This window comes from Pseudomonas sp. AC016 (assembly GCF_979253365.1).
Map to the genome: position 1 here is coordinate 3,330,669 of NZ_CEEDCC010000001.1, position 25,968 is coordinate 3,356,636.

General features: G+C 59.6%; 18 protein-coding genes. 13 read left to right on the forward strand and 5 right to left on the reverse strand.

All coding sequences use genetic code 11. The features are described 5' to 3' along the window. Window positions 1-7 precede the first annotated feature (7 nt). The 3 genes from AC0IXS_RS15150 (at window position 8) to AC0IXS_RS15160 (ending at window position 2,289) form a co-directional block, all read left to right on the forward strand. On the forward strand, window positions 8-1,090 hold the full coding sequence (locus AC0IXS_RS15150; protein ID WP_057408795.1) for a 5-(carboxyamino)imidazole ribonucleotide synthase: 1,083 nt from the start codon (window positions 8-10) through the stop codon (window positions 1,088-1,090). Window positions 1,091-1,426: 336 nt separating this feature from the next. Further along, a complete protein-coding gene (locus tag AC0IXS_RS15155; RefSeq protein ID WP_004881638.1) occupies window positions 1,427-1,672 on the forward strand; it encodes a GlsB/YeaQ/YmgE family stress response membrane protein in 246 nt (81 codons plus the stop codon). 83 nt (window positions 1,673-1,755) lie between these two features. Then, complete coding sequence (locus AC0IXS_RS15160) at window positions 1,756-2,289, forward strand: DUF3299 domain-containing protein (RefSeq protein ID WP_057408794.1); 534 nt, start codon at window positions 1,756-1,758, stop codon at window positions 2,287-2,289. Window positions 2,290-2,301: 12 nt separating this feature from the next. On the opposite strand, the gene AC0IXS_RS15165 is transcribed toward AC0IXS_RS15160, so the two are convergent. Together AC0IXS_RS15165 and AC0IXS_RS15170 are read right to left on the reverse strand one after the other, a co-directional pair. After that, entirely contained in the window at window positions 2,302-3,213 is a 912-nt protein-coding gene (locus AC0IXS_RS15165) for a D-hexose-6-phosphate mutarotase (RefSeq protein ID WP_057408793.1), read from the reverse strand. 109 nt (window positions 3,214-3,322) lie between these two features. Beyond that, window positions 3,323-3,724, reverse strand: coding sequence for an acyl-CoA thioesterase (locus AC0IXS_RS15170; protein ID WP_004881633.1), 402 nt, complete (start codon window positions 3,722-3,724; stop codon window positions 3,323-3,325). A 428-nt stretch (window positions 3,725-4,152) separates the two neighbouring features. Here AC0IXS_RS15170 and AC0IXS_RS15175 point away from each other — a divergent pair, with 428 nt between their 5' ends. The 10 genes from AC0IXS_RS15175 (at window position 4,153) to AC0IXS_RS15220 (ending at window position 21,871) form a co-directional block, all read left to right on the forward strand. Beyond that, window positions 4,153-5,442, forward strand: coding sequence for an MFS transporter (locus AC0IXS_RS15175; protein ID WP_057408791.1), 1,290 nt, complete (start codon window positions 4,153-4,155; stop codon window positions 5,440-5,442). A 153-nt stretch (window positions 5,443-5,595) separates the two neighbouring features. Continuing rightward, on the forward strand, window positions 5,596-6,594 hold the full coding sequence (locus AC0IXS_RS15180) for a phosphate ABC transporter substrate-binding protein PstS (RefSeq protein ID WP_471825020.1): 999 nt from the start codon (window positions 5,596-5,598) through the stop codon (window positions 6,592-6,594). A 138-nt stretch (window positions 6,595-6,732) separates the two neighbouring features. Beyond that, window positions 6,733-9,018 (forward strand): ABC transporter permease subunit, encoded by a 2,286-nt coding sequence (locus AC0IXS_RS15185; protein WP_161987328.1) that lies wholly within the window; start codon window positions 6,733-6,735, stop codon window positions 9,016-9,018. A gap of 69 nt (window positions 9,019-9,087) precedes the next feature. Then, window positions 9,088-10,704: a phosphate ABC transporter permease PstA gene (pstA, locus tag AC0IXS_RS15190; protein WP_449117662.1), complete on the forward strand. Its 1,617-nt coding sequence runs from the start codon at window positions 9,088-9,090 to the stop codon at window positions 10,702-10,704. A gap of 70 nt (window positions 10,705-10,774) precedes the next feature. Beyond that, on the forward strand, window positions 10,775-11,608 hold the full coding sequence (pstB, locus tag AC0IXS_RS15195) for a phosphate ABC transporter ATP-binding protein PstB (protein ID WP_057408787.1): 834 nt from the start codon (window positions 10,775-10,777) through the stop codon (window positions 11,606-11,608). Between the two features lie 70 nt (window positions 11,609-11,678). Further along, window positions 11,679-12,443: a phosphate signaling complex protein PhoU gene (gene phoU, locus AC0IXS_RS15200; RefSeq protein ID WP_004881622.1), complete on the forward strand. Its 765-nt coding sequence runs from the start codon at window positions 11,679-11,681 to the stop codon at window positions 12,441-12,443. A gap of 204 nt (window positions 12,444-12,647) precedes the next feature. Next, window positions 12,648-13,544 carry a response regulator gene (locus AC0IXS_RS15205; protein ID WP_122668858.1) on the forward strand — a complete coding sequence of 299 codons (897 nt, stop codon included), beginning with the start codon at window positions 12,648-12,650 and terminating at the stop codon, window positions 13,542-13,544. 468 nt (window positions 13,545-14,012) lie between these two features. Further along, the gene (locus tag AC0IXS_RS15210; RefSeq protein ID WP_471825024.1) at window positions 14,013-19,241 is read left to right on the forward strand and encodes a deaminase domain-containing protein; all 5,229 of its coding nucleotides are present in this window, start codon (window positions 14,013-14,015) and stop codon (window positions 19,239-19,241) included. A gap of 138 nt (window positions 19,242-19,379) precedes the next feature. Continuing rightward, the gene (locus tag AC0IXS_RS15215) at window positions 19,380-20,282 is read left to right on the forward strand and encodes a peptidoglycan DD-metalloendopeptidase family protein (RefSeq protein WP_025995439.1); all 903 of its coding nucleotides are present in this window, start codon (window positions 19,380-19,382) and stop codon (window positions 20,280-20,282) included. A gap of 234 nt (window positions 20,283-20,516) precedes the next feature. Further along, a protein-coding gene (locus tag AC0IXS_RS15220; protein WP_424481808.1) for an IS3 family transposase occupies window positions 20,517-21,871 on the forward strand; the annotation gives its coding sequence in 2 pieces (ribosomal slippage) (window positions 20,517-20,991 and window positions 20,991-21,871; 1,356 coding nt in all). A gap of 546 nt (window positions 21,872-22,417) precedes the next feature. Here AC0IXS_RS15220 and AC0IXS_RS15225 read toward each other — a convergent pair. The 3 genes from AC0IXS_RS15225 to phoB form a co-directional block, all read right to left on the reverse strand. Then, window positions 22,418-23,758: a hemolysin family protein gene (locus tag AC0IXS_RS15225; RefSeq protein WP_025995438.1), complete on the reverse strand. Its 1,341-nt coding sequence runs from the start codon at window positions 23,756-23,758 to the stop codon at window positions 22,418-22,420. 99 nt (window positions 23,759-23,857) lie between these two features. Further along, window positions 23,858-25,180 (reverse strand): phosphate regulon sensor histidine kinase PhoR, encoded by a 1,323-nt coding sequence (gene phoR / locus AC0IXS_RS15230; protein WP_057408740.1) that lies wholly within the window; start codon window positions 25,178-25,180, stop codon window positions 23,858-23,860. A gap of 61 nt (window positions 25,181-25,241) precedes the next feature. Further along, window positions 25,242-25,931, reverse strand: coding sequence for a phosphate regulon transcriptional regulator PhoB (phoB, locus tag AC0IXS_RS15235; RefSeq protein WP_004881608.1), 690 nt, complete (start codon window positions 25,929-25,931; stop codon window positions 25,242-25,244). Window positions 25,932-25,968 lie beyond the last annotated feature (37 nt).

The following is a 25,968-nucleotide window of genomic DNA, read 5'->3' on the forward strand; positions in this document are numbered from 1 at the left end:
TTTTTCCATGAAGATCGGTGTAATCGGTGGCGGCCAACTGGGCCGCATGTTGGCTCTGGCGGGCACCCCGCTGGGCATGAACTTCGCCTTCCTCGATCCCGCGCCGGACGCTTGTGCGGCGGCTTTGGGCGAGCATCTGCGTGCCGATTACGGTGATCTGGATCACCTGCGCCAGTTGGCTGATGAAGTCGATCTGGTGACGTTCGAATTCGAGAGCGTTCCGGCCGAGACCGTGGCGTTCCTGTCCCAGTTCGTGCCGGTCTACCCGAGCGCCGAGGCCTTGCGCATTGCGCGGGATCGCTGGTTCGAGAAAAGCATGTTCAAGGACCTGGGCATCCCGACGCCTGACTTCGCGGACATTCAGTCGCAAGCCGACCTGGACGCTGCGGTGGTCAGCATCGGTCTGCCAGCCGTTCTCAAGACCCGCACGCTGGGTTATGACGGCAAGGGTCAGAAGGTTCTGCGTTCGGCCGCCGACGTGGTCGGCACCTTCGCCGAATTGGGCAGCGTGCCGTGTCTGCTGGAAGGCTTTGTGCCGTTCACCGGTGAAGTGTCGTTGATTGCCGTGCGCGCACGCGATGGGGAAACCCGTTTCTACCCGCTGGTGCACAACACCCATGACAGCGGCATCCTGCGCCTGTCCATCGCCAGCACGGATCACCCGTTGCAGGCGCTGGCCGAGGACTACGCGGGTCGCGTGCTGAAGCAACTGGATTATGTGGGCGTGCTGGCGTTCGAATTCTTCGAAGTCGATGGCGGCCTTAAAGCCAACGAAATCGCGCCGCGAGTGCACAATTCCGGCCACTGGACGACCGAAGGCGCCGAGTGCAGCCAGTTCGAAAACCACCTGCGTGCCGTCGCCGGCCTGCCGCTGGGTTCTACCGCCAAGGTGGGCGAAAGCGCGATGCTGAACTTCATCGGTGAAGTGCCTGCCGTGGACAAGGTGATCGCGGTTGAAGACTGCCACCTGCACCACTACGGCAAGGCGTTCAAGACAGGCCGCAAGGTCGGTCACGCCACCGTCCGCAGCCACGACCGCGCCACGCTGGATCGTCAGGTCAAGCTTGTCGAGGCGTTGATCAAGGGCTGATCAAGCTTTTCATGCTCACCGCTGACAAAGGCTCTGGAAAGCGGATCTGAAGCGGTAGAGGCTGGCTGAACACAGGATGGGAGGCGGCTTGCCGGCGATAGCGTCAGTCCAGTCACTGAAGAGTTGACTGAAAAACGCATCGCCGGCAAGCCGCCTCCCACAGCGTTTGCAGTTATCCAGCTATACGTGTGCAGAACGACGAGCGCAGAGCGTGCGACACGATCATTCGCCAATCTTCATTTGCGCCGGAACCATTCCCTTTCGCCGTTCTCAGATAGCAGTAAGCCAAGGCTGCATTGGGTCGTGGCACGTTCAATTCATACAGAGGGAAATGGCATGGGTATCATCGGAACCATCTTCATTGGCTTGATCGTCGGCCTGCTGGCTCGTTTTCTGAAGCCGGGCGACGACAGCATGGGCTGGATCATGACCATTCTGTTGGGTATCGCCGGTTCGCTGGCTGCGACCTACGGTGGCCAGGCTCTGGGTATCTATCAGGCGGGCGAAGGCGCAGGTTTCCTGGGCGCACTGGTCGGTGCAATCATCCTGCTGGTCATCTACGGCATGATCAAAAAGCGCTGATAATCCAGCGTCAGCCCTCTGTTTTGTACTGCGCAGAGGGCTAGAATGCGCGGCAGTTATTCTTCCCCTTGCCGAGCACTATCATGCGTCGCTTTCTATTAATGACTTTGCTGCTGGTATCGGGGCTTGCACAGGCCCAGATGCCGGAAACCGACTGGCTGGAACTCATGCCCAAGTCGGACCAGAAGGCCCTCGAGGCCATGCCCGAAATTGATCACAACTCCCCTGAAGCCATGGGTACCTTCGACAGCAAGGGCGGGCTGAAGCAGAGCAAGGGCTTGCCTGCTGTCATGTACTCCACCAAGACTGTCGCCGCGATGAATGGCAAAAGCATTCGTCTGGGCGGTTACCCTGTGCCCCTCGAAACCGATGCCAAAGGCCATAGCACGCTGTTCTTTCTCGTGCCTTATCCGGGCGCCTGCATCCACGTTCCGCCACCGCCACCCAACCAGATGGTGCTGGTGCGCTATCCCAAAGGCTTGAAGCTGGACGATATCTACGCACCGCTGTGGGTCGAAGGCACCCTGAAGGTCGAGAAGATCAGTAACGATCTGGCCGATGCGGCCTATGCGATGGATGCGGCCAAGGTCCGGGTCGTTGTCGAATCGGACCTTTGATGCGTTGCCAATCTAGAGCGGTTCGCTCCAGATGCTCACACCCAGAATATGCATGTCATCCGGTGCCAGTGTCACCACATCACTCATGACGTTGGCGGTTTCGACGCAGACCATTTGCTGCCAGCCGTCCGGCGCCATGTCGGTGAAGCGTGCAGTCTTTTCGATCCAGGGGTTCCACAGGATGGCCGAGTTCGAGCCGGTGCTGTGAATCTGGATACGGCGTTGCCACTGCGGATCGACAATGCTGAGCAGGCCGGGCGTGTCCAGATAGATGCGGTCGGTTTCGCCGGTGAACGTCAGGTCGCCCGCCTGTTGACGCTCTTCCCAGTTCTCCAGGGTTTCGATGTAGCGCAAACCGCCCAGCCCTTCGACGCTGACCTGACGTGAGTCGCTGACCGCAAAGTAGGTGTGCAGCGCCTGACTGATGGTGACCGGTTCGGTGCCGCAGTTGTAGCTGACCAGGCTCACATTCAGCGCATCGTCCAGACGAATGCTCAGCTTGAGCGCAACGTTGTGCGGCCAGCCCGGCAATTTGCCTTCGGCCTGCGGCAGCACGAACTCCACCAGCAGGGCGGGGCCATCTTCGCCGACGCCCAGCAGTTCCCAGTCCAGCGCGCGTACTTCACCGTGGGCCTTGGCGGGCTCGTCGCTTTGACGCATGGCCTGCACGCTTTCCGGGTTGCGCTCCAGATTGCCGAACCACGGCCAGCAGATCGGCATGCCCGCACGAATCGGCTTGCCCTGCTTGAAGACCGCTTCTTCGTTCAGCCAGACCAGAGGCTGTTGACCGTCGCGCTGGTAGCTGAGGATGTGCGCACCTTGCTGAGCGACGATCAGTTCTGCATCGCCATGACGAATGCGCCAGCAGTTCAGTTCATCGTACTGGACGGGTTCGACGCTGGATTCAACCGGGGATGTAGACATGCGAAATCTCTCACTCAAGGGCCGTGACGAAAATAGACCGTTATGGACGGGATGAGTTTACCCGAGAGGCTGCGACCCTTGCAGGCGCCAGCTCTCAGGCAGGACCGGCTCAGCGGCGCGCGGGAACCGAACGCGTACGGCCGCTGGTGTCGATGGCCACGAAGACGAAAACCGCCTCGGTGACTTTGCGCCATTCGCTGGTCACAGGGTCATCGCTCCACACTTCGACCATCATCTTGATCGAGGTGCGTCCGACTTCGAGGGTGCGTGTATAGAAGGACAGCTGTTCGCCGACGGCCACTGGTACCAGAAAGGCCATGCGGTCGATGGCAACCGTGGCGACACGTCCGCCTGCCACTTTGCTGGCCATGGCCGTGCCGGCCAGGTCCATCTGGGAGACCAGCCAGCCGCCGAATATATCGCCGAAGCCGTTGGTTTCACGGGGAAGGGCCGTGATTTGCAACGCAAGATCGCCTTGCGGAGTTGGATCTTCTTGTTCGAGCTCGATCATGCCTAGGGTGCCTCTGACCCATGACTCTATTATTTTTTGCCGCGGTTGACTGGCGCCATTCAACCCCACACACGTGAACATTGTATGTTCCGCTGCCGGGATGGCCCTTGAGGGAAACTCTGCGAAAACCGCTGATTCAGACGTTTTCGCACAAATTCCCACTGCGGTTGACAGCCTGCGAGTATATCGGGCGTTGCGTCATAGAACGACCGCCGGGTTCTCTTTTTGCCCCTGCGAAGTTCTCGCTAGGTGTTTTTTGAGACAATTTGTTATCTTGCTGGACCTCTACAGGTGACAAGACTGCCTGTACACGCAATTTTGGTGCCTATCTGCACAGTTGCCCCGGACAATCGCTTCTGCACGCCACCCCGCCGCAGCCAGCGTAGCTGTCGCATGCCCTTTCAGAACAAGCAAAGAGAAGCCTTGTCATGTCATCTGTTTCTTCCAGTACCGCACAGCCGTCGCGACCCTTGACCCGTAGCGATTACAAGACGTTGTCGCTTTCCGCCCTGGGTGGCGCGCTGGAGTTTTACGACTTCATCATTTTCGTGTTTTTCGCGGCGGTGGTCGGAAAGCTGTTCTTCCCGGTGGATATGCCTGACTGGCTGCGCATGATGCAGACCTTCGGTATTTTTGCTGCCGGTTATCTGGCACGCCCGTTGGGCGGCATCATCATGGCGCACTTCGGCGACCTGCTGGGGCGCAAGAAAATGTTCACGCTGAGCATTTTCATGATGGCCGTGCCGACCCTGATCATGGGCCTGCTGCCGACCTACGCACAGATCGGCATGTGGGCACCGATTCTGCTGCTGCTGATGCGCGTCATTCAGGGCGCGGCGATTGGTGGTGAAGTCCCTGGCGCCTGGGTGTTCGTGTCCGAGCACGTGCCGGCACGCTACATCGGCTATGCCTGCGGGACCCTGACGGCGGGTCTGACGGCCGGCATTCTGCTGGGCTCGCTGGTCGCTACGGCGATCAACACGGTCTACAGCCCTGTCGAGGTTGCGGACTACGCCTGGCGTATCCCGTTCCTGCTGGGCGGCGTGTTCGGTCTGATGTCGGTTTATCTGCGTCGCCTTCTGCATGAAACGCCGGTGTTCGCCGAGCTGCAACTGCGCAAGGCGCTGGCTGAAGAAGTCCCGCTCAAGGCGGTACTGCGTGACCATCGTGGCGCGGTCGCGCTGTCGATGCTGATGACCTGGCTGCTGTCGGCCGGCATCATCGTCGTTATCCTGATGACCCCGACCATCCTGCAGACCATTTACGGTTTCCCGGCGGCTACGGCATTGAAAGCCAACAGTCTGGCCATTGTCTTCCTGAGCATTGGTTGCATCGCGGCGGGTGCGCTGGCTGACCGCGTCGGCGCCGGGTGGGTGTTTCTGCTGGGCTGCGCCGGTCTGCTGGCGAGTTCCTGGACCTTCTATCACATCCTTGCTGACAACCCTGGCGTGCTGTTTCCGCTCTATGCGATCACCGGCCTGTTCGTCGGGACCATCGGTGCGGTGCCGTATGTGATGGTCAAGGCCTTCCCGCCGGTAGTGCGCTTCTCGGGTCTGTCGTTTTCCTACAATCTTGCGTACGCAATCTTCGGCGGCCTGACCCCGATGGTCGTGACCTTCATGCTCAAGAGCAGCCCGATGGGACCGGCGTGGTACGTGGCCATCCTGTGTGGCGTAGGCATGGCAATCGGCGTCTACCTGATTTCGAAAAAGCGCTGATACGTCAGCCCCGGCTGGCAATTCGATAAAGGCCATCACTCCGATCAGGAGTGATGGCCTTTTCATCTTATTGTCACAATCAATTCATAGAGTGGTCACAAGACTCGCCCTGGCGCGTCTGGATCCCTACATACCCTGCCAGGAGCGCAAGGCATGACACTCAAGAGTTGGATGACTGCACTGACATTCGTTGCGGCCGGAGTTGCCGCTGCCAATTCGTTCGCTGCTGTCGACCCCGCCATCAAGGCCTACACCAAGACTTCCGGTGTGTCGGGCAATCTCTCCAGTGTCGGCTCCGACACCCTGGCCAACCTGATGACCTTGTGGGCCGAGGCTTACAAGAAAGAATACCCGAGCGTGAACATCCAGATTCAGGCAGCCGGCTCATCGACAGCGCCACCCGCGCTGACCGAAGGCACGGCCAATCTGGGGCCGATGAGCCGCAAGATGAAAGACGGCGAACTCTCGGCGTTCGAGCAAAAGCACGGTTACAAGCCGACGGCCATTCCGGTGGCGGTGGATGCCTTGGCGGTGTTCGTCCACAAGGACAACCCGATCAAGGGCCTGACGCTGCAGCAGGTCGATGCCATTTTTTCCGTGACGCGCCTTTGTGGTGCCAAGGCGGATGCGAAGACCTGGGGCGATGTCGGCGTGACCGGCGATCTGGCGGGCAAGCCGGTCCAGCTGTTTGGCCGCAACTCGGTGTCCGGTACCTACGGTTATTTCAAGGAAGAGGCGTTGTGCAAAGGCGACTTCAAGCCCAACGTCAACGAACAGCCAGGTTCGGCCTCGGTGGTCAGTTCGATCAGTAACTCGTTGAACGGTATCGGTTACTCGGGGATTGGCTACAAGACCTCGAATGTCAGGACGGTTCCGCTGGCGAAAAAGGAAGGCGCAGAATTTGTCGAAGACAATGAAGCCAACACCTTGAACGGCACGTACCCGCTGTCCCGCTTCCTGTACGTCTACGTGAACAAGGCGCCCAATCAGCCTTTGGCACCGCTGGAAGCCGAATTCATCAAGCTGGTGCTTTCGAAACAGGGGCAGGAAGTGGTGATGAAAGATGGTTACATTCCGCTGCCCGCTCGCGTGGTCGAGAAGGCGCTGACCGACCTCGGCCTGCAGAGTGCCGCTGGAGTGGCAGCGAAGTAACAGACGCATCAACGAGGCTCAATGGACTGGCCTTGTCACACGTTGAACAGTCCGCCGCCGGTTTTCCTGGGCAGCGGGCTTTCTTGCGTCACTCTTCTGTAATGTTTCTGTCATACAAGGCCGCTACGGTGTGTGCGCATGAATGAGTTGGCTAAAGCCGCAATGAATCAGGACTCACCTCCAGAGCGTATTGACTTCAATACGCCTGCGATGCTGCGCAAGCGTCGTTTACGCGCGTTCAAGGATCGCCTGACTCACTGGTATGTCGCCATCGGTGGTCTGGCGGTGCTGGCCGCTATCACCCTGATTTTCTTTTACCTCGCTTACGTGGTGGCTCCGCTTTTCAAGGGCGCGAGCCTGACCGCCGCTGCGCCACTGAATGCCGCCTGGCTGCAGGACGCCGGCAAGCCGCTGATGCTCGCCATTGAAGAACAGAACCAGATCGGGATGCGCATCTCCGACAAGGGCGAAGTGGTGTTCTTCAACATCAGTGACGGCGCGGAGCTGCAACGTGTCGCCCTGCCGATTCCTGCTGGCGCGAGCGTCGTGTCCATCGGCAAGGACCAGCCGGGTGCGCCGCTGATTGCCCTGGGCCTGTCCAACGGGCAGGTGCTGATATTCAGGCACTCGTACCTGACGACCTACCCGAACAATCAGAAGACCATCACGCCAAGCGTTGCCTGGCCATTCGGCGAGACGCCGCTGGTGCTGGATGAGGCCGGGCGTGCCGTCGAGCACGTGACGGTCAGCGCCGACGGGGAAAGCCTCAAGCTGGCGGGTTCCACCGGTACGCAATTGCATGTCATGGCGCTCGATCAGACCGAAAACATGATGACGGGCGAAGTGACCCGCGAGCAGAGCCGTATCGAGCTGCCGCAGATGTCCGCCGAGGTCAAAGCCATCTACATCGACCCGCGTCAGCATTGGTTGTACGTGATCAATGGTCGCGCTCAGGCCGACGTATTCAGTCTGCGTGACCGCACGCTCAACGGTCGCTATAAACTGCTGGAAGACGGCAACGCCGAGACCACTGCCAGCGCGCAACTGGTGGGCGGCATTTCCTTGATCGTCGGCAGCTCGAAGGGCGGCATGACCCAATGGTTCATGGCCCGCGACACCGACGGCGAGCAGCGCCTCATGCGCGTTCGGGATTTCAGAATGGGCAGTGCGCCCATCGTGCAGATCAAGCCGGAGCAACGTCGCAAAGGCTTCATCGCACTGGATGCGTCGGGCAAGCTGGGGGTGTTCCACAGTACCGCGCACCGCACCCTGCTGATCGATAAGGTCGTTGACGGCCCGGGCATTCTGGCCTTGTCGCCTCGTGCCAACCAAGTGCTGGTAGAAAGCGGCAGTACGCTGTTACCGCTCACGCTGGATAACCCGCACCCGGAAGTGTCCTGGAGTTCGCTGTGGGGCAAGGTCTGGTACGAAAACTACGACGAGCCCAAGTACGTCTGGCAGTCCACGGCGTCCAACAGTGACTTCGAGCCCAAGCTGAGCCTGGCGCCGCTGACCTACGGCACGCTCAAGGCGGCGTTCTACGCGATGCTGCTGGCGGCACCGCTGGCGGTCGCCGCTGCGATTTATACGGCCTACTTCATGGCACCGCGCATGCGCCGCAAGGTCAAGCCGGTGATCGAGCTGATGGAAGCGATGCCGACGGTCATTCTCGGCTTTTTTGCCGGCCTGTTTCTGGCCCCGTATCTGGAAGCCCATCTGCCCGGTATTTTCAGCCTGTTGTTGCTGACACCCATCGGCATCCTGCTGGCGGGCTTCTTCTGGACACGTTTGCCGGATTCGATTCGCCTGCGTGTGCCGGACGGCTGGGAAAGCGCGATTCTGATTCCGGTCATTCTGCTGGTTGGCTGGTTCTCGTTGAGCATGAGCCCGCATCTGGAAAACTGGTTCTTCAGTGGCGACATGCGCAGCTGGATACGTGACGACCTGGGCATTACCTACGATCAGCGCAACGCACTGGTGGTCGGGCTGGCGATGGGCTTTGCCGTGATCCCCAACATTTATTCGATTGCCGAAGATGCGGTGTTCAGCGTGCCGCGCAGCCTGACCCTGGGCTCGCTGGCGCTGGGTGCCACGCCCTGGCAGACCCTGACGCGTGTCGTGATCCTGACCGCCAGCCCGGGCATTTTCTCGGCCCTGATGATCGGCATGGGTCGTGCCGTGGGTGAAACCATGATTGTGCTGATGGCGACCGGCAATACGCCGATCATGGACATGAACCTGTTCGAGGGCATGCGCACGCTGGCGGCCAACGTCGCCGTGGAGATGCCGGAGTCGGAAGTGGGCGGCAGTCATTATCGAGTGTTGTTTCTGGCGGCGTTGGTGTTGCTGATGTTCACCTTTGTCATGAACACCGTCGCAGAGCTGATTCGTCAGCGCCTGCGCAAGAAATACTCGTCGCTTTAAGGAAGGTAGACGTTCGTGAAAAGGAACTCCCTCAAAGGCTGGTTCAAAAGCGGCGCCCCCGGCGTCTGGATGAGTGCGGGTGCCGTTTCCATCGCCGTGATCATGACCATCGGCCTGCTGGCCGTGATTGCCGTGCGTGGCCTGGGACACTTCTGGCCCGCCGATGTGATCGCGGCGCAATACGACGTGCCCGGCCAGGCGAAGCACGTGCTGGTGGGTGAACTGGTCGAGAAGGAACAGGTGCCGCGTGTGCGCTTGAAGGATGCAGGTCTGCCGGTGCCCGAGTCGGGCCCTGAATTCATGACCCGTGAGCTGTTCAAGGTTGGTAATCGTGACCTCAACCCCAGCGATTTTACCTGGGTGATCGGCGAATGGCTGACGGATGAAAGCCGACCTGCCGACCTCATGACCCTGGAGCGTCGCGAGTGGGGCAACTTCTATGGCTATCTGGTCAATGTGAAGGAGGGCGGCAGAGTTGTCGCCGAAGGCGAAGCGGCCTGGCCGACCCTGCAGGAGCGCATCAAGCGCGTCGAAAAGCTGGCTGACGAATTGTATGCGCTGGAAAAGAAAGACATTGGCGCCATCAACCATGGCATCGAGCGTCTGCGCTTACAGGCCCGCAAGCTGGAACTCGACGGCAGACTCGATGCCGCCGCACAGGCCGACATGGCGGTCGAGCGTGCAGAACTCGACGCCCGTTACGCTGCCATCGAGGATCGCCTCAGTTCGCTGCATCAGGCCTTCGATCGCGACAGCCTCACCGCGCGCGATGCCAATGGCAAGGAAGTCGAAATCAGTCTGGGCAAGGTGGTGCATGCCTATCAGCCCAACGCGATGGGTACGCTCACCAAGTTGAGTTTCTATTTCAAGAAGCTCTGGGAATTCCTGAGCGACGATCCCCGTGAAGCCAACACCGAGGGCGGCATCTTTCCGGCCATCTTCGGCACGGTGATGATGACCCTGATCATGGCCGTCATCGTCACGCCATTTGGCGTGCTGGCGGCGGTGTATCTACGCGAATATGCCCGGCAGGGTCCGCTTACCCGCCTGATCCGGATTGCAGTCAACAACCTCGCGGGCGTGCCTGCGATTGTGTACGGCGTGTTCGGCCTGGGGTTTTTCGTCTACGTGCTGGGCGGCTCGGTGGATCGGCTGTTCTTCCCCGAAGCCTTGCCTGCACCGACCTTCGGCACGCCGGGCCTGTTATGGGCATCGCTGACCCTGGCGCTGCTGGCAGTCCCGGTGGTGATCGTGGCGACCGAAGAGGGGCTGGCGCGTATTCCGCTGACCCTGCGCGAAGGTTCGCTTGCCCTGGGGGCCACCAAGGCCGAGACGTTGTGGAAGATTGTGCTGCCCATGGCCAGCCCGGCGATGATGACCGGACTGATTCTGGCCGTGGCCCGTGCCGCAGGCGAGGTCGCGCCATTGATGTTGGTCGGGGTGGTCAAGCTGGCGCCGTCGTTGCCGGTGGACGGAAATTACCCCTACCTGCACCTCGATCAGAAGATCATGCACCTGGGGTTCCATATTTACGACGTGGGCTTCCAGAGCCCCAACGTCGAGGCTGCCCGACCGCTGGTCTACGCAACGGCGCTGTTGCTGGTGCTGGTGATCGCCTTGCTCAACCTGTCGGCGGTCAGCATTCGCAACCATCTGCGAGAAAAGTACAAGGCGCTCGACAACTGATCCCTGAGTGCCGCCCCCTCAAGCGAGGCGGGCGGCCCGATGAAACGAATGGTTCGCACAGGAGCAATCCATGCAACACGAAAGCCCGAATCACGGCATGAACATGTCGGCTCTGAGGCGTCACAAGCAAAACCTGTATCTGGCCGACGAAACCGTGGCGATCGAAGTGCCGGGGCTGAATCTGTTCTATGGCGAAAAACAGGCGCTGTTCGACATCGCCCTGAACATTCCCAAGCAGAAGGTGACATCGTTCATCGGTCCGTCGGGTTGCGGCAAGTCCACGCTGTTGCGCACCTTCAACCGCATGAATGATCTGGTCGATGGCTGCCGTGTCGAAGGCGCGATCAATATGTACGGCCACAACATCTATACCAAGGGCGAGGAAGTTGCCGAGTTGCGCCGTCGCGTCGGCATGGTGTTCCAGAAGCCGAACCCGTTTCCCAAGACGATCTATGAAAACGTGGTCTACGGACTGCGCATTCAAGGGATCAACAAAAAGCGCGTACTCGACGAAGCGGTCGAGTGGGCCTTGAAAGGCGCTGCACTGTGGGATGAGGTCAAGGACCGACTGCATGAGTCGGCACTGGGCCTGTCTGGCGGTCAGCAACAGCGTCTGGTCATTGCCAGAACCATCGCCGTGGAGCCGGAAGTCCTGCTGCTCGACGAACCCTGTTCGGCACTCGACCCTATTTCGACCCTTAAAGTCGAAGAGCTGATCTACGAACTGAAATCCAAATACACCATTGTGATCGTTACTCACAACATGCAGCAGGCGGCTCGGGTGTCGGATTACACCGCGTTTATGTACATGGGCAAGCTCGTCGAGTTTGGTGACACCGATACGTTGTTCACCAACCCGGCCAAAAAACAGACTGAAGACTACATCACCGGTCGTTATGGCTAGGACGTGCTTCGTCAGACCTGAACCACCGCTGCGTTTTCGCAATTAACCGGACGTTCCAAGGACACCCAGCATGATCCACAAAGACAGCCACACGCATCACATTTCCCAACAGTTCAACGCTGAACTCGAAGACGTTCGCAGCCATTTGCTCGAAATGGGTGGCCTGGTCGAGAAGCAGGTCAACGATTCGGTCACGGCGCTTATCGAAGCCGACTCGGGCCTGGCCCAGCGGGTTCGTGAAGTCGACGACCGGATCAACCAGATGGAGCGCAACATCGACGAAGAGTGCCTGCGCATTCTGGCCCGTCGTCAGCCTGCTGCGTCGGACCTGCGTCTGATCATCAGCATCTCCAAGTCGGTGATCGATCTGGAACGCATCGGCGACGAAGCCACCAAGATCGCCCGTCGTGCCATCCAGCTGTGCGAAGAGGGCGAGTCGCCACGCGGCTACGTCGAAGTGCGGCATATCGGCGATCAGGTGCGCAACATGGTGCGTGACGCGCTCGACTCGTTCGCCCGCTTCGATGCCGAGCTGGCCCTGTCGGTGGCCCAGTACGACAAGATCATCGACCGCGAGTACAAGACCGCCCTGCGCGAGCTGGCGACCTACATGATGGAAGATCCGCGTTCGATTTCCCGCGTGTTGAACGTCATCTGGGTGCTGCGCTCGCTGGAGCGAATCGGCGATCACGCCCGCAACATCTCGGAGCTGGTGATCTACCTGGTTCGCGGCACTGACGTCCGTCACATGGGCCTCAAGCGCATGAAGGAAGAAGTGCAGGGCATTTCTGCGAGCGAAAAGGCTAATGTTCCGGGCGACGCTGACGATAAGTAAGATTGCCTGCAATAAAACGCCCGGCACCTGCCGGGCGTTTTTCGTTGTGCAGAAGTACATTCTCAGCCGCCTGCGGATTAAATCCCATGGCGCAGTCAATCAATATGGCAGTTGGCTACTGGTCAACGCTATGCTTGCCGAAACAAAGGGCGTGTTGGCATTTTGCAGTTCGCCTCCAGGGTGAACACGTCCGCAGGAGCGTCGATGAGTAAGGTCAGTGTATTGGTGGTGGATGACGCGACGTTCATTCGCGACTTGGTTAAGAAATGTCTGCGCAATTATTTTCCCGGGATTCACACCGAGGACGCAGTCAATGGTCGCAAAGCTCAGGCGGTGCTGAGCAAAGATACGTTCGATCTGATTCTGTGCGACTGGGAAATGCCGGAAATGTCCGGTCTTGAGCTGTTGGCCTGGTGCCGCTCGCAAGACAATTACCTGAAAACCGTGCCGTTCATCATGGTGACCAGCCGTGGCGACAAGGAAAACGTTGTGCAGGCCATTCAGGCCGGTGTGAGTGACTTCGTCGGCAAGCCGTTCACCAATGAACAACTGCTTTCCAAGGTCAAGAAAGCCCTGGCCAAGGTCGGCAAGCTGGACGCGGTCATGTCCACCGCTCCGGCCCGCATGAACTCGCCGCTGAACGACTCGCTGAGCGCGCTGACCGGTGGCAAGGCCGAAGTTGTTCGTGCTGCACCAGCCGCTGCTCCGGTTTCCGGCGGAATTTCCAAGGCGCCGCCTGTGGTTGCCAAGACCGCAGAGCCTTCGGGTCGCGGACAAGGCCAGTTGCGTCTGCCCAACGGCATTCAGTCCTGCGTGATCAAGGCGTTGAGCCTGAAGGAAGCGTCGCTGGTCGTGCGTCGCAGCGATAACCTGCCGCAAGTCCTCGACAGCGCTGTGCTGGACCTGGAGCAGGGCGAGAGCAATGAGACCGCTCGCTTGAACGGCTACCTGCATTCGGTTGCGGCCTTCGAACAGAAACCCGACAGCGACTGGCTGCAAGTGATCTTCCGTTTCGTCGACCAGGACGCGCAGAAGATGGACTACCTGTCACGCCTGATTGCCCGCGGCACAGCCCAGAAGCACTTCGTTCCGGGGGCTTGATCCTCGATTCTGTCGAAACGCGCTGCCAGACAGCGCGTTTGCCCACGATAGCGGGAGTGTGGGAGGCCCCACCACGTCTTCGACGTAGCGCTGTCGCGCAGCAAACACGGACCGTAGGAGCGCGCTTGCCCGCGATTGCGTTATGTCAGTCGCTGATTTTCTATCTGTAAGATCCTATCGTCGGATTGCCGCCCAGACCAAGCGCGCTCCTACAAAAAAACTCTTTCCTTCAGTAAGTTACAGGTTGTTTGATAAGAGGCGGCTTGCCGGCTATCTGCCGGGAACCGGCACATGTGGTGCTGCTGTTACCGCTGGAAGATAACGCCCACACCCGTCTGTTTGACGTCCGATAGGTCGGGATGAGCTTTCTCGCCAATACAGACGAGTCGTCTGCTTTCCCGGAACCTGCAGGTTCTATTTAGTTTTTTCAGTCCCTCACCGTTCGTGAGGCTACTGGAAAATCACTGAATGTTATCCACATCGTTCCAATCCCCCGACATCCTGGCGATCGACGCCAACCAACTGCTTCTCGCCATCGAACGTGCACTGGGTGCATCCAGCGATTCGGCGTCCTACATCACGGATGGCATTGTTATGCCAGACGATCAGTTTCGGATCGTCAGGCGGGTGCTGATTCACCTGCTGGGCGAGGACATCCGGTTCTCGACACGCGATCTGGCTGCCGCAGATGCTGAGCAGGAACAAAGGCTGTCACTCCTGTATCGCAGCGCCAAGGCCCGTAAACTCTACGCGGATGCCTTGGGCGTGGAGGAGACCGGTGTCAGCCCCTGGCACATGCATCAGTTCTACGCCCGTATCGCCTGGCTGAATGAATCGACGGTCACTGGCGAAGCGGCCAGGGCGCAACTGGAACACTATGTGTTCAAGTCACTGCCGTTCTGGGGCGCTGCGGCGGTGCCTGGAAAATCGGGCTATACAGCGTTGGGTGAGCTGCTTACGCCTATCCCGGAAGATTTGCGTCTGTGGATGGTGCAGTTCAAACGTGGTGCTCGTCTGGTGCCGGTCGCCGAGTGGATCGAGCACTGCTCGGCACAGTCGCTCTATAACGGCCTGACGGCACGGCATGCGCGCGAGTCCGACCTCGATACGCCTGACGCCTTGAGCCTGCTCTGCGACACCTTCTCAGCCCTGATACCGGCGGATCTCTATCGCGACCGGGCATTATCCGACTGGCTGAATCCGCTGCTCGCAACGCCAGGTGGCTGGTCCGTCTGCATGGATGTATTGACAAGCATCGAGCACAGCGAGCCGAGCCTTGGCGGTCTGCAGATCGATGCGGGCACGCATATGTCATTGCCGACCCGGGCTGAATACCTGCGCAAGCTGGCGGCCTTCGTCGTGAACCCGGATAACGAGCACTGGCTGGCGCCTGCAATCGCCAGTGCAGAACAAGCGCCCGCCATGCGGGCGCTGTCGCTGGCCATCAGGCTTCGATTCGAGCACTGGAACCTGGCGTTCGGGCCAGCCATGATGCTTGCTTCGCTGTTACTGATGCCGGCACTTGAAACGAGCGTCGAACCGGACGATGCCTTACCCACAGCTCATACCCTGAACAGTCAGGTCCCGCCGTTGGATGCCTGGAGTCCGATGCACAATGCGGACTACCTGTTCTCTCAAATGGGCATCGAACTGCTTTGCGATTCAAACGAAGCAGGCCGTACGCTTCGCTTGTCACCCCAGCAAACCTGGCATGCGCTGACCCATACCGTGCAGTTTCAGTCCGCCGTGGTGCCCTTGCTCGAGGCCATGGACTGGTACGGCGCGCATCCCGGAGAGCAGGCTTCTCCCCGTATCACTCAGGCACTGGTCGGGCGTTCGATCATCGACTTTTTCCTGGGCGCTCCAGAAGCCGATGGCGAATCTCTGGAAACCTTCATTGGACGCGGTTGGGTGCTGGACTACAGCCATGTGCAACTGAGAGAGAAAGTCCGGGACCTGATACGGAACAGGCAGCCCGGTGCATCACCAAGCACGGTCGACCTGCTGCATTACCTGTTGTTGCGCGAAACGATGCCCGAACTGTTGGTAGACGGCGTACCCGATCATTTGCAGTACGGGCGATCCCTGCAGAGCGTTGCCTTGCTTCAGGGCGTCGCGCTGGTCGAGGCGATGACGCCGGGGCTTGCGGTCGTTACGTCTTGCGATGAGCTGATCAAGGTCAGTGCAGAGCTGGCCGAGTCCGATGATCCCGGGGTCCAGGCGCTCTGGGCAAGAACGCTGGCCCTGCCTGCCTGGCGCTACGCCACGGCGCATGGCGCTGTTGAAGGCGCAGCCAGTGATGATCTTCAACAGGCATCCGCTGCACAGGTTGCTCAGGCCCTGAGTTATTTGCAGACACAGCAGGAATTGCACGCTCAGGAATTGAACCGTTTGTTGGCAATCAAACCGCCCGACCGCAAGGCCCTGGCAGCGCAAATGCTCACCGAGGCGGACGTGCCGGAATGGCTATGGGAGCAGGCCGTAAATATCGACCACTGGCCGGTCCTGCAGAATTGTGGATTTACGGTCGCCGCCTCCTATTCCATTGATCGCCTGACCGCAGTGGGTCAACCCCAGGCTACCGTCATCCAGTTGGTCATGATGGGAGAGGTCTACCTCTCCGGCACGCCGACCGTTGCGCAGGCCTATGCCACTGCTTTCAAGACGTTCGGCGAATCGCTGGTGAGTGCCGAAATCGACGTCATCAAAAGGCTGTTGTCCGAGGCGCAGCCCGATCTTCGGGCGAAGCTGTCGGGCTCTACCTGCGAGGTCAGTCGCGTCCGCTTCGAAGCGCAAGAGGGCGTTCAGGGCATCTTCGTCCGCTGCCAGGAGGGCGATCACCTCAATGACTTCGAGGGCCACTCGGTAAAAGAATCCTTTTTCGAGCTGATTCCCGCGTGCGGCGTGGTGCGAGAGGTCAGCCAGTCGTTCACCTACTCGGTCGAGGGCGTGACCTGGTCAGGCCCTGTTTCGATTCCTGAGGCGCTACGTCGGCGCGAAGCCCATCAACAACGTATCGAAGCAGCCAGAACCACGCCGTTGCTGCCCATGGACAGCGACGCGTACCTCACGGGCACGGTATCGCGCAGCTCCACGGTTCCACATACCCCGTTGCAAGGAACGCTGATTCCTTCGGCGAAGCTGATCTATTTGCCGGATGCCGATGAACAGACCCGCATCGACACGCTGGCCCGCAGCGCCGCCACACATCTGCTTGCCCGGTTTCTGGAGCAGAGCAACACCGAGCATTCACACGAAACCCCCTGGGAGTATATCTGGGCGAAGGAGCGTGAGTATGCCGATACTGCTGCGCGGTTTCTTATTCCGTTCTATGGGTGCATTCAGGATCTGCGGGCGGGCGAGCATTCCGCCGGGGTGGTCGTGGGGTGCGTGCTGGACGGGGTATTCGCTCTTGTCCCGCTGGGGCAGTTTGCAGGCGCAACCGCTCGTATCGTGATGCGGGCCGGGGAGCTGACGGTGTTGTCGATCACTCGGCTGACAGGCAAGGCGCTCGGGCGACTGATGGTCGGTCTTGCAGAGCAAAGCGGCTTGGCGGTGTTGCGTGACCTGGGCAAGGCCGGTGTGAAACTGAGCAGGCTTGGCTGGGCTGCACTGCTGCACGTCTCGCCCTCGCTGAAAACGGTATTTTCATCGCGAGCGGTGGTTGAAAGTGTCTTCGGCTTCGACAAGGGCATGTATCGGGTGCTCGACAGTGTCGAACGCCCCTGGCAGCCGCTGCGTGTGGCGTCGGACAGCCATGCAGCGGTGGATGGCCGCCCGGCTGTGGCTGTCAGGAACATCGGCCGCCCGGAGGCACCCGATTTCAGACTGCTCGACCCGGATTATGACCGCGTTTTCGGCAAGTCACTCACGCCTGTGTCGCAGGGCGAGCGCCTTGAGCTGTCTTCCATATCGGCCGCTGACGGGACAGGTCCTGATCGCTATCCGGCTGTTGTGCCCATCACCTCCAGGGCTGATGGCTTTCATGAGGTGCGCGTCGACCGCGCATCCACCGTCAGCACCCTTGAAAGGGGCGAGGGAGAGTACGACATTCTGGTCGACGGTCAGGTCTATCACCTGGACTCCGGCGCGCCGGATGCAGCGTTACGCAAGCGGGCGGTCGAAAAGCTCTCCACGGCATCGGGTACTCTGGAGGAGGTGGAAAACCTGTGCCGGGTTCGTCGTGATCTGGAGCCGGTTGTCTGCGCCACGGGGATCAAGCTTGTTACCCCGGTGCCCGAGCCGGTTCCGGCAGGCTCGACGTCTCCGACGCGAACCGGCAAGTACCCCAGTCAGGCCATGGATGCCCGTGAGTTCACGCTGGCCAGGCTTTCAACGCGTGCGAATGACGAGCCGAGCATTGATGTTTTCGTCAATGAGGGCAAATTCTGCAAGTGGGCCGAGCCGGCCGAGGTCAGGGCAACCACGTCAGCGTCCAGCGGCAAGGTCGTCAGTCCGCTTTCGGAGCAGGAGCTTGCACATTTCTCCCTGTCTGAAACGCCCGAGTATCTGCCTGTGCTGGAGGGGACGCTGTCCCGCGATGACGTGTTGGGTCTCCCTGCGAACATTTCCCAAGATGACGCCATGTGGATCTATCAGCATATCCCGGTGATCAAGCTTGGACCCCTGGCTTCAGGCGTGAACGATGCCCGCACGTTACGTGGCATTCGGCTGCAGATTGCTGAAGAAGACTGGATTTTCATCGAACCTGATAGCGGTGTGTTCTACAAGGCCCTCACGCCAGCCGAAGGCAGCACGGAACTCAGGTTTGCCCGTGTTGAAGCGGCAGACGAGATCAATGAGTTCATTCGGGTTTCGGAGCAGTATCGAGTGTTTCGCGAGCGTCCCAATGTCGTGGTGGATCAGGAAAACATCGCCCGTCTGCTGTTTGATCTGCTGGACGATTCTGAAAGGGCTGCGTGGAATCTCTCATGGGACAGGGCCATCGAAAGTTATGACGACTATGTGCAATGGTGCAAGGCCAATGGCGAGAAGAACGAATTATTGGCCATTGGTCGTAACGTGCTGTCGGGTGAGGAAATCCAGAAAAAATTCGTCGATCTGGTCAAGGTCAGCGTGCCTGACTTCATGAAAGTTGCCGAACGAAGCGTGCCCGAGCAACAGCACATTGTGGAGGTGCTCAATAAACTTTTGCCGGTGCAGGGCTCAAAGGCCAAGTGGGAGGCGTTGAATCTGCAGAGTGTGGTCACGCCCAAGGCGGCGAAGACGGTTCTCGGGCAGATCAAAGGTGCCAACCTTGCGTTTGCGCAGATTCATGCCGAGTCGGGAGAGCGAATGGTGTATTACGCGCTGTCCGGCGGGCAGCGCGCCAGGGACCTTAAGCTGCAACTCGACATGGCCGAAGGCAGCGAGCGCGTCATCGATGGCGTGATCTTTCGCGACGCGCGTGCGCGTATGGCGGGTCGTGAGCCTGACCCGACGTTCACCAGCCTGCCGGTGGTGCGTGATGCAAACCACCTTGTGGTCAGGGAGTTTTCGCGTCACGTGGATTCCGAGCGCCTGATCGCGACCGTCGTGAAGCAAGACATGGCGTCGACCCCGCTGACTCATATCAAGGTCTTTACGGTGCTCGATACCTGCCGGTCGTGCGGCGGTTTTGTCTTGCCGCGTCTGAAGCTCGACTTTCCCGATGCGCTGTTCTCGGTGACGTATATGAAGGATTACACGCCGGGCTGATGCGCTTTGAGCATCTCGCAGGCTTTCTGACGCGCAGTTTTTGGCGTGACGTCTGTTGCCGATTGATACCGTTGAGTGCTGTTCGGGCTCTAACGCTGCTAGGCTTGGCATCCATTGCCCATGAACCCGAACCTTCCGATGCTCGAACGCCTGCTGATCCTGATCGCCCTGACCCTGGCCACGCCTGTGGCCTGGGCGATCACGATCTATAAAACCACTGATGCCGATGGCGTCGTCTCGTTCTCGGACCGCGCTTCGCCTGGTGCGTCCGTGATGGTGTTCCGGGACCGGATGGTGGAGCGCATCGATCAGCAGGTGCACCTGAGCATCCGGCGTGACAGGGGTGTACACAGCCTTTACGTGCGCAACGACTTGTATGCGCCTGTCGAGGTCGAGTTGAAACTGTCCAGCGTGACCAACGTGCTGGGCGTGGCAGGCTCGTCGACAACCCTGCGCCGCACGATCCCGGCGCGAACCAACGAGCGTGTGGTGGTGTTGAGCCCCAAGGTGGCGAGCAAGGCGATGAATTACGCGTCGATGCTGACCTCGACCCTGGGCGACCCACGCAGCACGGCGCAGTCCTACCGCTATCCGCTGCCCTGGATCGGCGGCCCGTTTCGCCTGACCCAGGGGCCGAATGGCAAGTACAGCCACTTCGGTGTCAAAGGACGCTACGCAATGGACATCGCCATGCCCGAGGGCACACCGATCATCGCGGCGCGTGGCGGTACGGTGATCAAGGTCGAGAACAGCCAGTCAGGCCGGGGTTCGAACGCCTCGGGTAACTTCGTGCGCATCCTGCATGACGACGGCACCATGGGCGTCTATCTGCACCTGATGCAGGGCTCGGTGAGCGTCAATGAAGGGCAGCGGGTGAGGGTGGGCAGTCCGCTGGCGCGCTCCGGCAATACCGGCAACAGCACCGGCCCGCATCTGCACTTCGTCGTGCAGCGCAACACCGGCCATGAACTGGTCTCCATCCCCTACGAATTCGCCCAGCCTGTGCAGAGCCTGCCCAACTTTGCGGTAGGCGGGAATTAGTCTGAAGCTCACCCTGATCGTGCCCATCGCTCCGCGTGGGCATGCATTCCGGGACGCTCCGCGTCGCAAATGGCACAGACCAAGGATTCAGTTAGCCGGGCGCATGACGTGGATAGCGCTTGAGCTCGGGCGCGCATCTGCGCCACATTCAAGAGCGGACGCGGAGCGTCCTGGGCGGCATTCCCACGCAGAGTGAAGTGACCCCCAAAAGTTGAACACAACTTTGGAGGTGTCATGCGCAAATATACAGAGCAGATCAAACTCGCAGCCGTGCTGGATTATTGTTCCGGCAAAACGGGTTTAAGGGATGTTGCAGAGCGTCATCAGGTGGACTTTTCATCCTTGCGCCAATGGGTCGCCGGGTATCAGATACACGGTCCTTCTGCCCTTAAGAAGAAAGGGCGGCAGCGTTACAGTGACGAGTTCAAGCAGACGGTCCTGAAGCGGATGCACGATGAGCGCTTGTCGTTGCGACAAACGGCAGCCTTGTTCGACATTCGCCAGTTCGGCATCATCGTCTCATGGCAGCACCTTCAGGATGAAGGTGCGTTGAGCTCTCCTGATAAAGTCGGACGTGCCCCAAAAATGCGTAAGCCACCTTCTACCCCTCAGTCCACGCTCATTGATGACGAATCACGCTCGCGTGATGAGCTTCTGGCCGAAGTGCGACAGCTGCGCATGGAGGTCGATTACCTAAAAAAGCTCGATGCCTTGGTTCAGGAAAAAACCCGATTGGCGCAGCAGAAAAAGCGCAAATCGTAGTTGAACTGAGGCCGCTCTATCCTTTGGAAAGCCTGCTGAAGTTTGCCGAGATGGCGCGCAGCACCTTTTACTATCAGCAAAAAGCTGCGCAGGCGGTGGATAAGTACGCTGAGCTCAAGAGCTTGATTCAAAACACGTTCGACGAGCATAAGGGACGTTATGGCTACCGTCGCATCACGTTTGTGGTACGCCGTGCTGGCTACCTTGTCACTCACAAGACGGTGCAGAAGTTGATGGCTCAACTGGGGCTCAAGAGCCTTGTGCGCGCGAAGAAATACCGTGCTTACAAAGGTGAAACAGGCAAGGCTGCGCCCAATCTTCTGGAGCGCAACTTCAAGGCGCTGTCGCCTAATACGAAGTGGGCCACTGACGTGACGGAGTTCAAGGTAGGGGGTAAAAAGCTCTATCTATCGCCCATCATGGATCTGTACAACGGCGAAATCATTTCCTACCAGATAGCTCGAAAGCCTCTGTACTCCATGGTCGACGCCATGCTGCGAGAGGCGTTCAACCGACTCCAGTGCGGTGACAAACCGATCCTGCATTCCGACCAGGGCTGGCAATACCGAATGCCGATTTACCTGCGGGCGCTGCAGGAAGGCTCGGTCACACCCAGCATGTCGCGCAAGGGTAACTGCTACGACAACGCAGCCATGGAAAGCTTCTTCGGCACACTGAAGTCCGAGTTTTTCTACCTGAACACATTCGATGATCTGGATGTGCTTGAGGCGGGCATCGTCGAGTACATTCAGTATTACAATCACTCACGCATCAAGCTGAAGCTAAACGGCCTGAGTCCTGTGGATTACAGAATGCAGGCCGCTTAGAGATAGGCGTATTACTGTCCAGCTTTACGGGGTCACTTCAGAGCGTGAGGAACGATCATTCCCGATACTGATCGTGCCCACCGCTCCGCGTGGGCATGCCGCCCGTGACGCTCCGCGTCACAAATGGCACAGACCAAGGATGCAGTGAGCCGGGCACATGACGTGGATAGCGCTGGAGCTTGGGCGCGCATCTGCGCCACATTCAAGAGCGGACGCGGAGCGTCCTGGGCGGCATTCCCACGCAGAGCGTGAGGAACGATCATTCCCGATACTGATCGTGCCCATCGCTCCGCGTGGGCATGCATCCCGTGACGCTCCGCGTCGCAAATGGCACGGATTGCGGATTCAGTAAGCCGGGCGCATGACGCGGATAACCCTGGAGCTTGGGCGCACATCTGCGCCACATTCGAGAGCGGACGCGGAGCGTCCTGGGCGGTATTCCCACGCAGAGCGTGAGGAACGATCAGTGTGAGGGCTGGCATCTGTACCCGATCGTGCCCAAGCGGAGCGATGGGCACGATCAATCAAGGACTGGCGAAGCCCGCCTCAATCCAGCTTCAGCACCTTGGCCAGGACGATCTTGGGGCCTTTCATCTTTTTGATGATGATGCGCAGGCCTTCGACTTCCATCTGTTCTTCTTCTTCCGGCACTCGTTTGAGGGTTTCGTAGATCAGGCCTGCCAGGGTTTCGGCTTCGATGTGGTCCAGGTCGATGCCCAGCAGACGCTCGATCTTGAACAGCGGCGTGTCGCCCCGCACCAGCAGCTTGCCCGGCTGATAGGCCAGGATGCCCCGTTCAACCTTGCGGTGTTCGTCCTGAATGTCGCCGACCAGCACCTCCAGCACGTCTTCCATGGTCAGGTAGCCGATGATCTTGCCATCGGCTTCTTCGACCACGGCAAAGTGCGCGCCGCCCTTGCGGAACTGCTCGAGCAATTGGGACAGCGGCATGTGCCGGGAAACACGTTCCAGCGGGCGGGTCAGCTCGGCGAGGTTGAACGATTCGGGAAGGTGGTCCAGGTCCGCCAGTTCCAGCAACAGATCCTTGATGTGCAAAAGACCGACGAACTCGCCGCGTTCGGCGTCGTACACCGGGTAACGGCTGAATTTGTGGCGACGGAACAGCGCGAGGATTTCCTTGAGCGGTGCGTTGAAATCCAGCGTGACCATGTCTTCGCGAGAGTTGGCCCAGTCCACGACTTCCAGCTCGCCCATTTCCACGGCAGAGGCCAGCACGCGCATGCCCTGGTCGCTGGGGTCCTGACCGCGGCTGGAGTGCAGAATCAGTTTCAGTTCGTCGCGGCTGTAACTGTGTTCGTGATGCGGGCCGGGTTCGCCCTGGCCGGCAATGCGCAGAATCGCGTTGGCGCTGGCGTTGAGCAGGTAGATCGCCGGGTACATGAGCCAGTAGAACAGGTACAGCGGCGCAGCAGTCCACAGCGACAGCAGCTCCGGCTTGCGGATCGCCCAGGATTTGGGTGCCAGCTCACCGATCACGATGTGCAGATAAGAGATGATGAAGAAGGCAGTGAAGAACGAAATACCTTTGACCAGTTCCGGCGTATCGACGCCCATCGCACTGAGCAGCGGCTCCAGCAGGTGAGCGAAGGCCGGCTCACCGACCCAGCCAAGCCCCAGGGAGGCGAGGGTGATACCCAGCTGACAGGCCGACAGGTAGGCGTCGAGCTGGCCGTGTACCTTGCGCAGGATGTGTCCGCGCCAGCCGTTCTTGTCGGCAATCGCCTCGACCCGCGTGGAACGCAGTTTGACCATGGCAAATTCTGCCGCAACGAAGAAACCGTTGAGCAGAACCAGGAACAGCGCAAAAAGAATCATGCCGAAGTCGGCAAAGAGTGAAGCCAGGTTGAAACTAGGGGAAGGGTCCATGGTGGGGTTTTACGGGGTCCGTTCTAACAGAATAAGAGGTGGTGCTGCGCTGAAAAAGCGCCATGAACCCGGCAATGTAGCGGCTGTACAAGCGATTGCCTAGTAGTCTGAGTCGTCGCTTTCGGGTTTGGACATCTGGCTGGTGGCAAAATGGCAGGTGAAAACGCTGCCCTTGTTCGGCACGCTGTTGATTTCAAGGGTGCCGCGATGACGCAGCAGCACGTGCTTGACGATCGCCAGTCCCAGCCCTGTTCCGCCGGTATTCGACGCACGGCTGGTGTCCACCCGGTAGAAGCGCTCGGTCAGACGCGGCAGGTGCTTGGTTTCGATGCCGATCCCCGAATCCTGCACGCTCAGGTGCGCGCCACGCTCGTCTGCCCACCAGCGGATGCGGATAGTGCCTTCTGCAGGCGTGTACTTGACGGCGTTGAAGATCAGGTTGGAAAACGCACTGCGCAGCTCGGTTTCGCTGCCCTTGAGCCGCATATCGCTTTCGATGCTGAGGCTGATCTGCTGATTCTTGCTGCCTGACAGCGCGTTGGCGTCGGCCTTGATGGTCTTGAGCAGATTGCTGACGACCACCGGATGGTTGTCAGACGGATAATCCGTGGCTTCGAGCTTGGCCAGCAACAGCAAGTCGTTGAGCAGCGTCTGCATGCGCCCGCCCTGCTGGTGCATCTGTTGCAGCGCCCGTACCCAGCGTGGATTCACTTCATCCACGTTATCGAGCAGGGTTTCCAGGTAGCCGAAGATCACCGTCAGCGGTGTGCGCAATTCATGGGAGACGTTGGCGACGAAGTCCTTGCGCATCTGCTCCAGCTGGTGGATGCGCGTGACATCGCGCACCAGCATCAGGTGTTCGTTGTTGCCGTAACGGGTGATCAGCAACTGGATGCGCAAGTGATCGTTGGTGGGCGAGGGGATTTCCAGCGGCTCGGCGTAATTGCCCTGCGCGAAGTATTCCTTGAAGCGCGGGTGACGCACCAGATTGGTCACCGGCTGGCCGCTGTCCTGCGGCGTCTTGAGACCCAGCAGGGTTTCGGAAGCGCGGTTCCACCACTCCAGATTGCCCTCGCTGTCGAGCATGATCACCGCATCCTTGAGGGCAGCGGTGGATTCCTGGACTCGGTCGATCACGGCCTGCAGACGGCCTCTGACACGCTGGTCGCGGCGTTGCAGGTGATAGATGCTGTCGAAGACTTCGCCCCACAGGCCGTAGCCATCCGGTGGCGGTTCGTCAGCCTTGTGGCTGCTCAGCCACTCGTGCAGACGCAACAGTTGTTTGAGGGTCCAGGCCAGATACAGGCCCAGTCCGATGGACAGGCTCCAGCCATACTGTCCGCTGATCAGGCCGACCAGCAGGCAGGCGGTCACCAGCAACAACATGTGGCGTATCAGCGTGCCATGCCAATTTTGGTTCAATTAAGGGTAAATCCTTGTCTGGTGCACGCTGGCCGGTGCCCTGTGTCTGCGAAAACGACTGTCAGCTTTTCGTGGAAAAGCGATAGCCGGTGCCGCGCACGGTTTGTACCAGATTTTCATAAGCGTCACCCAGGGCTTTGCGCAGGCGGCGAATGTGAACATCCACAGTGCGCTCCTCGACATAAACGTTGCCGCCCCAGACCTGGTCCAGCAACTGACCACGGGTGTAGGCGCGTTCCTGATGGGTCATGAAGAATTGCAGAAGGCGGTATTCGGTCGGGCCCATTTCTGCCGGTTTGCCATCGATGGTAACGCGATGGCTGATCGGGTCGAGCAGCAGGCCACCGACTTCGATGGGTGCTTCACCGTCCGTCGGCCCGGCACGACGAAGCACGGCCTTGAGGCGCGCCACCAGTTCGCGGGGGGAAAACGGCTTGGTGATGTAATCGTCAGCGCCCACTTCCAGGCCCTGGATCTTGTTGTCTTCCTCGCCCTTGGCCGTGAGCATGATGATCGGGATATCCCCGGTCAGCTCATCGCGCTTCAAGCGACGCGCCAGTTCTATGCCTGAGGTGCCGGGCAGCATCCAGTCGAGCAGAATCAGGTCCGGCTTGCGATCAACGATGATCGCGTGGGCCTGCTGAGAGTTTTCGGCTTCAATACAGTCGTAGCCGGCCATTTCCAACGCAACGGCGATCATTTCGCGAATAGGCGCTTCGTCGTCAACGATCAGAATGCTCCTGCCAACCATGCTTGAACCTCGTGTCATTTAACTGTCTTGGGGCGCA